The sequence below is a fragment of the Nannocystis sp. genome (genome assembly GCF_016714285.1).
Taxonomy (GTDB): Bacteria; Myxococcota_A; Polyangia; order Nannocystales; family Nannocystaceae; genus Nannocystis.
In genome coordinates, this window is sequence record NZ_JADJNN010000006.1 from 59,165 (window position 1) to 73,827 (window position 14,663).

Here is a 14,663-nt window from a genome sequence, read left to right on the forward strand (position 1 = left end):
CCGAGCTCGTGCAATCGGGGATCCGCATGTTTGTGCTAGAGGAGCGACGATCTGTGAACCACACGCGGCGACTTTCCCTCCTCGGCACGCGCCCCGTCAAGCTATTCTCGCGGCCACCACGATGACGCGCCGCAACTGTTCCTCTGTTCGCGCCTCCCTTCGCACTTCGTCGTCTCGCATCGGCACGGTCTCCGCGCTCGCGTGTGGCGTCTGCGTGTCGCTGCTGCTGGCGCCCGCGCCGGCCCACGCCGATGGCAAGCAGTCGCCCGCGCAGGCCGGCAAGCGCATCGGCAAGCCGCCGCCGAAGGTGCTGCCCGCGGACATGAATCGGGCCGCGGCGCTGACCCTCGCGGGCGCGGCCAAGGCGAGCGCGCCGGCGCCTCACGTGCGCGACGCGCTGCTGCACCTGCACCGACTCGCGTCGGGGACCGCGAGCGTGCGGCTCGACCCGCAGCGCGGCTCGCTGCAGCGGTTTCGCGGGCGGGTGGCAAACCCGCACGGCAAGGGCGCGCTGGCGGCGGTGCGGTTGCTGCTCGAGCACCGCGACGCGCTGGGAATTTTGGCCGCGCCGGAGCGCATGACCCTGGTCCAGAGGCACCTGTCCGAAGTGCCAGGTGAGGGGCTGCACGTGGTCCTCGACGTCCACTACGACGGCCTGCCGGTGTGGGGCGCCGAGGTCGCGGCGCACTTCGACGAGGACGGCGCGCTGACCTCGATCAACGCGCAGCGGCTCGGGGCGCTGCGGCCGGCGCAGACGCTGCGCTACGGGCCGGCGGCGGCGCAGCAGCGGGCCCGGCGGTGGAACGCGGCCGCGGCGGGTGACGGCGTCGTGCGCGAGCTCGGCGAAGCGACCCTCGGCGTGTGGCCGGGCCGCGGCGGCGAGGACGACGGCGGCGCGCTGGCGTGGCGGCTGGTGCAGTCGCTCGAGACGGCCGACGGCGCGCCGCAGCACTACGCGACCTACATCGACGGCAACAGCGGGGCGGTGCTGGCCCGCCACGCGCTGGTGCACACCGAGACCGTGACGCCGACCACCGGCAGCGGGACCAATCTCTTCGGCAAGAAGGTGACGCTGCGGATCTCGAACTACGAGGACAAGGGCTACTACGGGCTGTTCGACCAGAGCAAGGGCCTGGCGGCGGCGACCCTGCAGACCTTCGACGCCAACCACAGCCAGTACGACGCGACCCTGGCGACCTCGGCGAGCAAGACGGCGTGGTCGGCCTCGCTGGCGACCGCCCACGATCACATGCAGCAGGTGATCGACTATTACAGCAAGACCCACGCGCGCAACTCGTGGGACGGCAAGGGCGCCCAGGTGCGCCAGCTGGTCCACTACGGGCAGGACTTTAATAACGCGTTCTGGGACGCGTGGTCGAAGCACATGGCGATCGGGGACGGCGACGCGTTCACCTTCAAGGAGTTCACGCGCGCGCTCGACGTCTCGGCCCACGAGTTCTCCCACGCGGTCGTCACCGGCACCGTCGACCTGGTCTACCAGGGCCAGCCGGGCGCGCTCAACGAGAGCTTCGCCGACGTGATGGCGGTGATGGTCGACCGCGACGACTGGCTGATCGGCGAGGAGATCGTCGGGCCGCAGGTGTTCCCGCAGGGCTACGCGCGCAGCTTCATCGACCCGGGCGGCGGCAACCAGCCGGCCCACATGGACGAGATCTACAAGGGCCTCGACGACTACGGCGGGGTGCACATCAACAGCGGCATCCCCAACCACGCGGCCTACCAGCTGGCCCAGGCCAAGAGCCGCGAGGTGGTCGAGAAGATCTGGTACCGCACGCTGTACAAGAACCACATCGGCAGCCAGGCGAGCTTCATCGACATGGCCGAGGGCACGCTGACGGCCTGCGACGAGCTGGTCGCCAGCAAGACGCTGACCGCCGGCGACTGCACCGCGACGGCGCAGGCGTGGGTCAAGGTCGGCGTGCTCGGGGCGGCCGACGTGCCGATGGGCGGCTGCCCGACCAACGCCAGCGAGCAGGGCGGCGTGTGCTTCTGCGACCCGGGCTTCGTGCCGAACCAGGACGGCAGCGCCTGCGTGGCGGTCGACAACGTGATGTGCCCGCAGAACGCGATCGAGGGCAACGGGCAGTGCTTCTGCAAGGACGGCTTCAAGCCGAACGCCAACAACACGCAGTGCGTGGCGGTCGAGATGGGCTGTCCGCTCAACAGCGGCTGGGACGCGGTGGCCAAGGCCTGCAAGTGCGACCCGGGCTTCGAGGGGGCGCCGAACGCCGCGGACGGCAAGTGCGAGGCGGTCGAGTCGGACTGCCCGGAGAACGGACACCCGATCTTCGACGAGCAGCAGCAGGGCATGTACGTGTGCGGCTGCAACGACAACTTCCAGGACGACGGCATGGGCGGCTGCGAGGTGGTCCCGGGGACCTGCGGCAACGAGTCCTTCTTCGGCCGCTGCACCGGCGACACCCTCACCTACTGCGAGCTCGGCGGCGGCGACCCGACGATCACGGTGGTCGACTGCAAGGCCGACGGTCTGGTGTGCGGCAAGTTCGACAGCATCGTCGGCTACGACTGCCTGAACCCCAAGGGCGTGGCCGCGGGGGGCAAGTGCGCGGCCGACAGCTACCAGGTCTGCGACGACACCGTGCCGTTCTGCGTGTCCGAGGAGGGCCAGCCGGACGGCTTCTGCTCGCACGAGTGCAAGGCCAAGTCGGAGTGTCAGGCGAGCCAGGTCGAGAAGGACGCGTTCGACTGCTGCGCGACGGTGTCGGACGGCACGCGCGCGTGCCTGAAGGACCCGTACTGCGCGGAGAACGTCGACACCAAGGCGAGCTGCGACGACGTGCCGGGCGGCAGCACGTACTTCGGCAAGTGCAACGGCGACGTGCTGATCTACTGCGACGGCTCGACCGACACCACGCAGGAGGTGTTCTGCAACAAGCTGGGCCTCGACTGCGGCTGGGTCGACAAGAAGACCGGCTACAGCTGCGTCGACCCGGACTCGGGCGCGCTGCCCGAGGCGCCGGACGACTGGTGCCCGTACGAGGGCGACGGCGTGTGCGACGCGCCGGAGCGCTGCCCGGAGGGCACCGACCTGCTCGACTGCAACCCCTGCGGCGAGGTGCCAGCGGCGGGCGTGTGCGTCGGCGATGTGCTCAAGGTGTGCGACCCGGCGGCGGGCCTGGTGACGACCAACTGCGCCGAGCAGGCGATGACGCCGGTGTGCGGCGAGGGTGGCGACGGTCAGGCGGCGTGCGTGCCGGGCGGCGGTGAGCCGACGCCGACCGAGGGCGGCGGCGACGACACGACGACGCCGGACAGCGAGTCGGGCGGCGGCCAGGACGGCGGCGACCAGGCGATCAGCTGCACTTGTCGCGGGGATGGCCGCGGCGACGGCGGTGGCGGCAGCGCGGGCCAGGTTCGGGGCGCTCGGGCTCCTGTTCCTGCGGCGACGTCGCGGCTGAGACCGGTGCCCGCGTGGCGTGGAGGCCCGCCTGCTGGCAGCAGGCGGGCCTCTCTGCGTGGTGCATCCTCCCCGCGTCTGGGGGCCCCGGCGGCCGCTGTAATTGCCTGTAAGGATCCCCGGGCGGCCATCGCGTCGCTATCTCGACAACGAGGTTGCCGCGGCTGACGCGGCGACCACCGGGACCGGAGGACGCTTCACGATGTCGTGGAGCCCTGGGCCTGGGCAGACCGCACGCGATCGAGGAGTTGACATGAACCGCATCATCACCGTTTTGAGTGGCGCTTTCCTGGTCCTTCTCGCCGGCTGCGACGGCATCGACGACGACTCGATGGACTCCGAGGCCGAGCAGTTCGCGGCCAGCGAGGACGAGGAGATGCTGACCGACGAGGACGAGAGCGACGACGAGGACGACGCCCCGCGGGTGCAGTCCGCGAGCCGCATCCGCCCGGCGGCCAGCTCGGGCTCGACCGCCGCCACGGACATCCTCCGCGCCCGCCCCGGCAGCAACCCCGGCGATCTGAGCCCCGCGGCCTTCTGCGGCAACGGTGTGGTCGAGCCGGGCGAGCAGTGCGACGACGGCAACGACCTCACGGTCGACGGCTGCGACGACTGCGTGGTCCATGCCGGCCCCGAGCTGGACGGGGGCGCCGACGCGCCCGCGCCGACGCAGGCCGGCCCCGACGAGCTGGTGGCGGCGTCGTTCTGCGGCAACGGCATCGTCGAGTACGGCGAGGAATGCGACAGCGACGACGGTATCGGCTGGTGCGTGGACTGCAAGCTGCAGGGACGGGCCGTCGCGGACCGCGAGCAGATCGGGCCGGCGCCCGTGTGCGGCAACAGCATCGTCGAGGTCGACGAGCAATGCGACGACGGCAACGGCTTCGACGGCGACGGCTGCGACGCCTGCGTGCGCGAGAAGTCGATCGGCCGCCTGGCTGCGGGGTCACTGCGCTAGTTGGGCCGCGTCGAGCGGGACCAGCTCGAGGCGCGCGACGCCCAGGCGGAGCTGGCGGGTGCCCGAGCGGCGTTCGACCAGCCCGGCCACGTCGGCGACACCGAGCTTGCCGAGCTGGGTGCGGGCGCGATGGAGGCTGATATGCAGGTAGTTCTCGTCGATGCGCAGCTGCTTGAGCAGCTCGTCCTGGCGGATCCATCCCTGCTCCGACTCAGCCAGGCCGGCGGCGCGGTCGGCCAGGCGCTGACGCGCGAGCAGGAGCAGCGGATAGTGGTACGCCCGCGCTTGCAGGTCGAGGCAGCGCTCGCCGTGGAGGGCGCGGAGCTCGACGTGCTCCTCGTCGCGCGTGAACGAGAAGCGCAGGAGCAGCATCCCTATCAGCAGCGGCGGCTCGTTCTCCTTGAGCGTCCCGTCGCCGAGGCTCGGCAGGTGGACCCGCCACACGGCCCCGTTGGCGACGGCGATCACGGCGCGGTCCTCGAGGCTGGCCTGCTCCCCGCGCGTCTCGGCGACCCAGACGCCGCGCGCGTCCTGGTAGACCGCGACCTCTGGGCGCTCCGCGTCAGGCAGCACGAGGTATCCGCCCGCGGCCAGCTGCGACTCGCCGGTGGCCAGCTGCACGGCCATGAGCGAGGGCCCGCCGTCGTCGGCGAGCAGCCACGCCGGGGACTCGCGGCCGAAGCGGAGTTCAGCGCCCCGGCGGATCGGCACCCGCTCGCCGGCCGCCAGGCGGAGTCCGTTGACGTGCGTCCCGTTGCGACTGCCGAGGTCGCAGACCTCCCACTTGCTGCCGTTCCACTCGAGCGCGGCGTGCTGGCTCGAGACCTGCGGTTCGCCGAGCACGAGGTCACAGGCCCGCGAGCGCCCGATCAGGCAGCGGGCCGGCAGCTGCAGCGTGTGCCCTGACTCCTGGGCTCGAAGCACACCCATGCGCGCGACGCTAACCGATCGCCCGCGCACGTACAACTGCGCGCGCGCGGAGCGTGCACGCGTTGGGTCGACGGCCCGCAACGACTGCGAGCCGTTCTGCGGGCCGTCCTGCGGGCCGTTCTGCTGGCCTGATTGCGGCCTATTGCGGCCTATTGAGGCCTACTGAGGCCTATTGCGGCCTATTGCGGCCTATTGCGGATTGATGACAGCGAGCTTGAGGCCGCCGGGGTACGCGTAGGAGGTCGCGTCGGTGTAGCCGACGCTGATGATGCCGAAGGGCGAGTCGCTCTCGGCCAGGTGGGCGCCCTCGCTGATCTTGTAGTCGGCGACCTCGTACTCGCCGACGGCGTAGTAGCCGTTGACGATCGCGCCGTCGATCTTGACGTCGGCGGCGCCCTTGAGGCGGATGATCTGGGCGTAGTGGACGACGTAGCCCTGGCCGGTGACGAAGGCGTAGCGGTCGAGGAACTGCTCGACGGGGATCATCTGGTACATCGCTGGGTCGCCCGTGCCGGCGCCGCCGCTCTGGCTCTCGAGGTACTGCACCGGCAGGAAGGGCTTGTCGCTCTCGAAGATGAAGCTGGTGTTGTTGGGGATCACGAGCTCGGCCCACTGGGCCTTGTTGACCATGAAGGGCGTGCCGGGCTGGACCGGGTTGGTGGTGACCATGGTGCCGTCCTCGCCGCCGAACACGCGCCAGTAGTGCTTCTCGGTGCCGCGCTTGGGCGAGTGGGCGCCGACGTACTTCTTCCCCCAGTAGTCGAGCGCGAGCATCTGCTCCTGGATGTGGTCGCAGTAGAGGGTGCCCTTGTTGGGCACGTTGATGCATTCGGCGGCGCCGACCACCCAGATCGGCTTGTCGGCGCTGACGAAGGTGCCGGTGAGGTCACCGCCGAAGTTGGCGCGGGCCTGCATGGTGTCGAAGCGGTTCATCATGATCTGGCCGGTCGCGCCGGCGGCGACGGCCGGCACGCCGGCGCCGGCGAGCGTGGCCTGGCTGGCGGTCCACTTGACGGTGGTGCCGTCGACCAGGGCGATCACGTTGAAGTAGCTGGGGTACGCGTTGTGCGAGTCGGGCCACGAGGAGATGACGTAGTCCTGCTTGAGCGCGTGCTCGGGGAACAGCACGGAGGCGTCGTTGGTGGCCTGGCCGGTGATCGGCGAGTGCTGGTAGGCGATGATCGGGATCGTGCTCTGGACGCGGTAGTTGCCGCCCTTGCGCAGGCCCGAGACCTTGTCGAAGGGCGGGTTGGTCATCTGGAAGATCTGGGTCTTGCCCGGCGTGACGATCACCGGGGCGCCCTGGGCCTGCTCGACGTTGGTGCCGTTGGGCGTGAAGTACAGCTGGACCGAGGCGTTCTTGGTCTTCGAGGTGTTGCCGAGGACCAGCGAGTCGATCTCGTTGCCGTAGATGTTGTCGACGCGGCTGGCGATGAAGGAGCAGCCGATCGTGCTCGGCTCGGCCTCGGCGAGCAGGCACAGGCTGGTACACAGGCCGCCGCTGCAGCCCTCGGTGTCGGCGCAGTTGACCGGCGGGTCGAAGGCCTCGCCCTGGCCGTTGCAGGTCTTGGTCGCGGCCTCGCCCTCGCACACCTTCTCGCCGGGGATGCAGAACAGGGCGGTGCAGACGTCGTTCTTGCAGCTCTCGCCCATGGGACAGGGCGCCGGCTCGAAGCCCGTGCAGTCGTCGGCGCAGATCAGCTGCTGGTCGCCCATGCAGCCGCCCGCCTCGCCCGGCGTGCAGGCGCAGGCCATGGTGGTGTCGCCGACGGTGCTGCTGGTGCTGGCGCTGATCGGGCCGGTGCTGTCGGTGGTGGTGGCCGCCGTGGTCGCGGTCGGGTCGGTGGTGGTGGTCGCGGGCTCGCCGGTGCTGGTGACGACGTCGGTCGCGCCGCTGGTCGGGGGCGTGGTGCTGACGGTCGTGTTGGGATCGCTGGTCGGCGTGTCGCTGGTGCTGCCCGGCGTCAGGCCGGAGGTCACGGTGGTCGCGCCGGTGCTGGCTTCGCCCGAGCTGCTGGTGCTGCCGTCGTCGCTGCAGGCGGCCACGGCGACGAGCGCGGCGGCGAGAGAGTGTAATCGGAGGTCTTGACGCATGGCCCCCATGTGCGGCCATCCGCGGGCGCGAAGCAACGACGCTGATGCGGACCTCGCCGGTTCGCGCGTGGGCGAGGCCCGCATTCCGATTCGCATGCGCGCAGGCACGCGCATGCGCGCGTGCGAGATCGGTGATCGGGGCCTGGTGAGCCCTGTTGCCATTGAGGCTATGAGGCCATCGCGGCCTCGTGAGCCTATTGCGGGTTGATGACCGCGAGCTGGAGGCCGCCGGGGTAGGCGTACGAGGTCACGCCGGTGTAGCCGACCACGGTGACGCCGAAGTTGGCGTCGCTCTCCGCGAGGTGGCCGCCCTCGCTGATCTTCCAGTCGGCGACCTCGTACTCGCCGACGGCGTAGTAGCCGTTGACGACCACGCCGTCGACCTTGACGTCGGCGCCGCCCTTCTGGCGGATGATCTGGGCGTAGTGGGTGGTGTAGCCGGTGCCGGTGGCGAAGGCGTAGCTGGCGAGGAACTGCTCGACGGGGATCATCTGGTAGCTGGCGGGGTCGCCGGTACCGGCGCCGCCGTCCTGGCCCTCGAGGTACTGCACCGGCAGGAAGGGCTTGTCGCTCTCGAAGATGAAGCTGGTGTTGTTGGGGATCACGATCTCCTTCCACTGGCCCTTGTTGAGCATGATGGGCGTGCCGGGCTGGGCCGGGGTGGTGGTGATCGTGGTGGCGTCCTCGCCGGCGAAGACGCGGTAGTAGTGCTTCTCGCTGCCGCGCTTGGGCGAGTGGGCGCCGACATACTTCTTGCCCCAATAGTCGAGCGGGAGCATCTGCTCCTCGATGTGGTCGCAGAAGGTGACGCCGTTCGGCACGTTCACGCAGTTGACGGCGCCGACCACCCAGATCGGCTTGTCGCTGCTGACGAAGGCGCCGGAGATGTCGCCGCCGTTGCCGACGCGCACCTCCATGGTGTCGAAGCGGTTCATCAGCACCTGGCCGGTCTGGCCTGCGGCGACAGCGGGGACGCCGGTGCCGGCCTGAGTGTTCTGCGGCGGGGTCCAGCTGACCGTCGTGTTGTCGGCGCTGGCGATCACGGAGAAGTAGCTGGGGTAGGCGCCGAGGCCGTCCTTGTAGGAGGCGACGATGTGCTGGGTCTTGAGCGCGTGCTCGGGCAGCAGCATCGAGGCGTCGTTGGTGGCCTGGGCGCCGATCGGGGAGTGCTGGTAGGCGACCACGGGGATCGTGCTCTGGATGCGGTAGGAGCCGCCCTTGCGCAGGCCCGAGACCTTGTTGAAGGGGGCGGTCGCGAGCTGGAAGGTGGCCGTCTTGCCGGGCATGATGACGACCGGGCCGCCCTGGGCCTGCTCGACGTTGCCGCCGACGGGCGTGACGTAGAACTGCACCGAGGCGGCCTTGGTCTTCGAGACGTTGCCGACGATCATCGAGTCGTTGGCGTTGTTGGAGTAGTTGTCCATGCGCTGGGCGAAGAAGGAGCAGCCGACCGAGCTCGGGGTCGCCTCGGCGATCAGGCACAGGCTGGTGCACTGGCCGACGCTGCAGCCCTCGCTGTCGGCGCAGTTGACCGGCGGGTCGAAGGCCTCGCCCTGAGCGTTGCAGGTCTTGGTCGCGGCCTCGCCCTCGCACACCTTCTCGCCCGGCTGGCAGAACAGGGCCACGCAGGCGTCGCCCTTGCAGACCTGGCCCATTGCGCAGGGGGTCGCGACGAAGCCGGTGCAGTCGTCGCTGCACACGAGCTGCTGGTCGCCCTCGCAGCCGCCGGCCTCGCCGGGGGTACAGGCGCAGGCCATGGTCGACTCGCCGACGCTGGTGCTGCCGCTGACGGGGCCGGTGCTGTTGTCGGTGGTCGCGCTGGCGCCGGTGGTGGTCGCGGTCGGGTCGCTGGTGCCGGTGGCGACGCCGCTGGTGTTCTCGCTGTCGGAGACGCCGCTGGCGACCGTGCTGCTCGCGCTGCCCTCGGTGGGGGTGGTGGGGCTGCTGGTCGGGTTGCTCTCGGTGCTGTCGGTGACCGTGGCGGGGGTCAGGCCGCTGTCGGTGATGGTGGCGGCGGTCTCGGTGTCGCGGCCGGTGTCGTCGCCGCACGCGGCGGTGATCGCCAGGGCGGGCAGCAGGGGCAGCAGGGATAAGGCGTGACGGCTTCGCATACCGCCATGTGCGGCGATCTCGTCGCGGGCTGCAAGCGGGAAGCGGCGGCTCGGGGGGTCGCGGTGCGGCGCGGAGTCACACCGGGCGTGTGCGTGCGGGCGGGGGCAGTTGACCGGACCTGGCCTTGCAGCGCTCGGCTCGTGTGCTCGACGATCGGCTCATTGGGGGTTGATCACTGCGAGCTTGAGGCCACCCGGGTATGCATACGAGGTCACGCCGGTGTAGCCGACCACCGTGATGCCGAAGGGGGCGTCGCTCTCGGCGAGGTGTCCCCCTTCGCTGATCGTGTGGTCGGAGACCTCGTATTCGCCGACGGCGTAGTAGTTGCCCACGACCGCGCCGTCGACCTTCACCTCGGGGCCGTTCTTGGTGCGAATGATCTGGGCGTAGTGGACCGAGTAACCGGTGCCGGTGACGAAGGCGTAGCTGTCGAGGAACTGCTCGACGGGGATCATCTGGTACATCGCGGGGTCGCCCGTGCCGGCGCCGCCGTCCTGGCCCTCGAGGTATTGCACCGGCAAGAAGGGCTTGTCGCTCTCGAACAGGAAGCTGGTGTTGTTGGCGATCACGAGCTCCTTCCACTGGCCCTTGTTCAGCATGATCGGGGTGCCGGGCTGGGGCGGCGTGGTGGTGACCACGGTGCCGTCCTCGCCGCCGTAGACCCGCCAGTAGTGCTGCTCGCCGCCGCGCTTGGGCGAGTGGGCGCCGACGTACTGCTTGCCCCAATAGTCGAGCGGGAGCATCTGCTCCTCGATGTGATCGCAGAAGGTGACGTTGGTCGGGACGTTCACGCAGTTGACGGCGCCGACCACCCAGATCGGCTTGTCGGCGGTGATGAAGGTGCCGGAGACGTCGCCGCCGTCGGGGGCGCGGACCTCCATGGTGTCGAAGCGATTCATGAGCACCTGGCCGGTCTGGCCGGCGGCGACGTCGGGGACGCCGGCGCCGCCGAGCGTGCTCTGCGGCGGGGTCCACTTGACGGTGGTGTTGTCGGCGATCGCCAGGACGTTGAAGTAGCTGGGGAGGAAGCCGAGGCCGTCGATGTAGGAGGCGACGACGTAGTCCTGCTTGAGCGCGTGCTCGGGCAGCAGCATGGAGGCGTCGTTGGTCGCCTGGGCGCCGATCGGTGAGTGCTGGTAGGCGACCACGGGGATCGTGCTCTGGACCCGGTAGGAACCGCCCTGACGCAGGCCGGAGGCCTTGCTGAAGGGGGCCTCGCTGAGCGGGAAGGTCTTGGTCATGCCCGGCGGGATGTCGACCGGGGCGCCCTGGGCGACCTCGATGTTGGTGCCGCTGGTGGTGAGGTAGAGCTGGACCGAGGCGGCCTTGATCTTCGAGGTGTTGCCGACGATGAGGGAGTCGTCGGCGTAGTTGTTGTAGTTGTCCATGCGCTGGGCGAAGAAGGAGCAGCCGACCGAGCTGGGGGTCGCCTCGGCGAGCTCGCAGAGGGTCAGGCAGGTACCGTTGAGGCAGGTCTCGTCGGCGCCGCAGGGGACCGGCGGATCGAAGGCGTCGCCGCCGGCGTTGCACGCCTTGGTGGCGGTGTCGCTGTCGCACACGATCTCGCCGGGGTTGCACAGCTGGGCCGAGCAGGCGCCGTCCTTGCAGACCTGTCCGTTGGGACAGGGCGTGGCGGCGAAGCCGGAGCAGTCGTCGGCGCACACGAGCTGCTGGTCGCCCTCGCAGCCGTTCTGCTCGCCGGGGGTGCAGGCGCAGGGGCCGGTGGTGGTGGCGGTGGCGGTGGCGCTGAGCTGACCGGTGCTGGCGGTGTCGGTGGCGCTGGCCTCGGTGGCGCCACCGGTGGCCCCGCTGACCGCGGTGCTGGCGTCGGGGCCGTTGCTGGTCGGGAGCTCGTCGGTGACGCTGGCGGGGGTCAGGCCGGAGCCGGCCGTGGTGCTGGCGCCGGCCGAGTCGACGCGGCCGCTGTCACCACAGGCGGCGGCGAGCAGGAGGAGAGGGACGATCGGCAGGGGCAGGCGGCTGCGCATGCCTCATGTCGGCCGATCGACGGGAAATTGGCAAGGGGGTCAGAAGCGCAGGCGGCTGCGCATGTCGGCCGATCGACGGGAAATTGGCAAGCGGTCAGAAGCGCAGGTTGACGCCGCCGCCGGCGAGGCGCAGGCGGGCCTTGCCGAGCGCGAGGCCGTCGAGCTGGCGCTTGGCCTTGATGGCCTTCGAGAGCGGGACGAAGGAGTAGACGAGGACCAGGACGCCGACCAGGCCGATGAGGTAACCGGCGGTGATGAACTTGTCGGGTGGGGCTTCCGTGGTGCCGCTCGAGTCCGACTTCTTTTGGAACCCGTACACGAGCAGGCCGACGCCGGCGCCGGTGGCTGCGGCGCCGAAGGTCAGGGTGGTGGCACCGACGGCGATCTGTCTCTTGTAGCCGCTGGCGATCTTGCTGCGGCGCTCGCTGAGCTCCTCGATCCGCTGCTCGGCGACGATCGCCTCGTCGGCGAGGGCGAACGGGATGAAGGACTTGTACTCGCGGACGGCGGTGCCGAGCTTGCCCTGGGCCTCGGCCATGACACCGAGGTTGAAGTGGAGCGGGCGCCACTGCGGGGCGAAGAAGGCGGCGCGGCGCAGCTCGGCCTCGGCGACCGCGTAGGCCTGGTTCTTGTACTGCTGGTAGGCCTTGACGACGTGCTGCTGGGCCTGGGGGCTGAGCTCGTCGGTGGCCTCGCCGGGGTCGGGTGTGGGCTCGGGCTGCGGGCTGCGGGCGTGGGCGGCGGCGGGCAGGGCGAGGCTGACGCTGCAGGCGATTGCGAGGGCGGCGCGCAGGACGGTGAGGGGGTGGCGCGGGGTCATGGCGGCTCTCAGGGGCTCTTCGGGTGGATCTCGTAGGTGAAGGTGGCGCGGGCCCAGCGACTGATCGGGACGCTGGCGAGGGCCTGGGTGAGCTTGGCGGCGTACGTGACGGCGTCGCTGCCGTCGCCGATCGCGGTCGGCTTGAACTGGTCGAAGTCGGCGCGGGTGGTGAAGGCGTAGACGACGAGGGTCTCGCGCGCGAGGGTCGTCGGGTCGGCCAGGCGGGCGCCGATCGGATGCTCGCCGACGCCGGGCAGGACCAGTGGTTGGTTGGCCTTGACCTGCGGCACGGGCACGTCGGGCGCCGGGTAGAGCACCGCCCCTGCCCCACTCGCCTCGAGATAGAAGATCACGAGGTAGGCGTCCTGGTTGGTGGTGAAGGTGAACTGGACGAGGTCGCCGTCGTCGAGCTGGGCGGGGGCGTCGACCAGGAGGTCGAGCGCCTTGGTCTGGGGGGCACGCTTGTAGGTGAAGGCGTAGGCCTGGGGGGTCGACCAGGACATCTCGTCGGCGACGTCGGTGGCGCCCTCGCGGGTGGCACCGATCTGCAGCGGACCGCGGCCGACGTTGCCGGTGGCGTTGCCCTCGGCCTTGCGCAGCAGGCGACGCTCGCCGGTGCCGACGCGCACGGAGTTGACGATGACGTCGCCGCAGGGGCCCTCGGTGTCGGCGGTGAGGGTCTCGGCGTTGTTGATCTTCATCGCCGCCTCGACGGAGCGGCCGTAGCGGGCCTCGAGCTTGAGGATCTCGCTGTAGCCGCCTGACATCGCGGTCATGTCGCCGAGGCCGATGCGGTAGGACTTCTGGTACTCGGCGGCGGAGCGCTTGACGCGGACCTGGCAGCCGGGGGCGCGCTCGTCGGCGATGGTCCAGGCGCCCTTGCTCGAGAGGTGGACGGTGCGACCGAGCAGGTCCTCGGCGTCGGCGGTGGGCTCGAGCAGGAAATGGGTATCGGTCGAGAAGCTGCCGATCTTATCGTGGACCTCGGGGTCGGCGTCGGGGGCCTCGAGGAAGCCCTTCTTGGTGCAGCCGGCGAGCGTGAGCAGGCAGACGAGTGGGAGGACGCGCTTCACTTGGCGTACCCCCACGAGACGATGAAGTCGGCGGGGGCGCCGAGCTTCTTGCCGACCTGGACGCTGGGGGTCTGGTCGCGGTTGGCTCGCTTGGCCTCCCGCTTGACGCGGGGCTTGATCCAATCCTCGAGCTCCTTGAGCGAGATCTGGCCGTCGCCGTTGATGTCGGCCTGGCCGGAGCCGATCGCGTCGATGAGATATTTTGAGAACAGGCCGCCCTTGCCGTCGGCGCTGGGGCCCGAGATCTCGGCGCCGGTGGAGGCGGACAGCAGGACGACGCGGGCGGTGGTCTTGACGGGCTCGACGCGGACCAGCGGGCGGGTGCCGGGGGCGAGCACGGAGCGGCCGCCGGCGCCGGAGAAGCAGGAGTCGGCGATCGCCAGGACGTCCTTGGCCTTGGTCTTCTCGAGGTCGCCCAGGACCTCGGTCATCTTCATCGCCGACTCGCCGAGGTACTGCGGGTCGCCGTCGTAGGGGACGATGTACGAGGCGCCGGAGGTCGGGTCGGGCGCGCCGTGGCCGCTGAAATACACGTAGATGCGGCCGCCGGCGGGGACGTTGCTCTGCAGCCAGCGCAGCTGCTTGGCGATGTCGGTCTTGCTGGCGCGGTCGTCGAGCAGGAGGCGGACGTTCTCCTCGGGGACGCCGAGGGTGGTGCGGGCCATCTCGGCGAAGCGCTCGGCGTCGCCGCGCGCACCGGTGGCGGCGGGGACGTCACGATACTTCTCGATGCCGATGATGAGGGCGTAGCTGCCGGGCTGCGGGGCGGCGACGACGAGGGCGCCGGCGCGGAGCGGGTCGGCGGGACGGTTGTCGGCCGGGCGCGGGTCAGCCGGGCGGTTGTCGGCGACGCGGTCGTCGCCGCGGTCGGGCGTGACGTCCGGGCTGGCGCCGACGGGCCGCGACTGGCCCGCGTCGGCGACCAGGTCGGCCGGGAGGATCAGCGCGGGGAGCTCGTCGGAGGGGGTCTCCGACTTGGGCACGGCGTTGCTGCAGGCGCCGAGGAGCGCCGCGAGGGCGACGACAAAGAGGCTTCGAGATCGCGTGGACATGGCGGAGCCGGGCGAGACTATACCCGTCCCCTGGCCGCGGCGAGGGGGCCCGCACATGCGGCGTGAACGCGGGGTTGTGCGGTCCCTGGCGCCAGTTGGGGCGTGACTTGTCGCGCCCGGCGGAGCACGGTGCGACCCGGCGTGGCGCGGCGGTCGACCTGGCTCTCGGGACATGTCGACCTGCGAATCGATGACAT

9 protein-coding genes are annotated in these 14,663 nt (G+C 70.5%); 2 read left to right on the forward strand and 7 right to left on the reverse strand.

The annotated features are described in order from the left end of the window. Positions 1 to 214: 214 nt before the first annotated feature. On the forward strand, positions 215 to 3,607 hold the full coding sequence (locus IPJ59_RS14500) for a M4 family metallopeptidase (RefSeq protein ID WP_293272173.1): 3,393 nt from the start codon (positions 215 to 217) through the stop codon (positions 3,605 to 3,607). Between the two features lie 85 nt (positions 3,608 to 3,692). Beyond that, entirely contained in the window at positions 3,693 to 4,397 is a 705-nt protein-coding gene (locus IPJ59_RS14505) for a DUF4215 domain-containing protein (protein WP_293262420.1), read from the forward strand. Here the strand turns inward: IPJ59_RS14505 and IPJ59_RS14510 are convergent. The 7 genes from IPJ59_RS14510 to IPJ59_RS14540 form a co-directional block, all read right to left on the reverse strand. Next, on the reverse strand, positions 4,386 to 5,327 hold the full coding sequence (locus IPJ59_RS14510) for an FHA domain-containing protein (protein ID WP_293262423.1): 942 nt from the start codon (positions 5,325 to 5,327) through the stop codon (positions 4,386 to 4,388). The genes IPJ59_RS14505 and IPJ59_RS14510 overlap by 12 nt on opposite strands. A gap of 189 nt (positions 5,328 to 5,516) precedes the next feature. Then, positions 5,517 to 7,421: an IgGFc-binding protein gene (locus IPJ59_RS14515; RefSeq protein WP_293272174.1), complete on the reverse strand. Its 1,905-nt coding sequence runs from the start codon at positions 7,419 to 7,421 to the stop codon at positions 5,517 to 5,519. Positions 7,422 to 7,615: 194 nt separating this feature from the next. Continuing rightward, entirely contained in the window at positions 7,616 to 9,532 is a 1,917-nt protein-coding gene (locus tag IPJ59_RS14520) for a hypothetical protein (protein WP_293262429.1), read from the reverse strand. A gap of 159 nt (positions 9,533 to 9,691) precedes the next feature. Then, complete coding sequence (locus IPJ59_RS14525) at positions 9,692 to 11,521, reverse strand: IgGFc-binding protein (protein ID WP_293272175.1); 1,830 nt, start codon at positions 11,519 to 11,521, stop codon at positions 9,692 to 9,694. Positions 11,522 to 11,615: 94 nt separating this feature from the next. Further along, positions 11,616 to 12,341 carry a hypothetical protein gene (locus tag IPJ59_RS14530; protein ID WP_293272176.1) on the reverse strand — a complete coding sequence of 242 codons (726 nt, stop codon included), beginning with the start codon at positions 12,339 to 12,341 and terminating at the stop codon, positions 11,616 to 11,618. An 8-nt stretch (positions 12,342 to 12,349) separates the two neighbouring features. Next, positions 12,350 to 13,414, reverse strand: a complete 1,065-nt coding sequence (locus tag IPJ59_RS14535; RefSeq protein ID WP_293262438.1) for a DUF4384 domain-containing protein — start codon at positions 13,412 to 13,414, stop codon at positions 12,350 to 12,352. Beyond that, entirely contained in the window at positions 13,411 to 14,466 is a 1,056-nt protein-coding gene (locus IPJ59_RS14540) for a caspase family protein (protein ID WP_293272177.1), read from the reverse strand. The genes IPJ59_RS14535 and IPJ59_RS14540 overlap by 4 nt, the downstream gene beginning before the upstream one ends. Between the last annotated feature and the right edge of the window lie 197 nt (positions 14,467 to 14,663).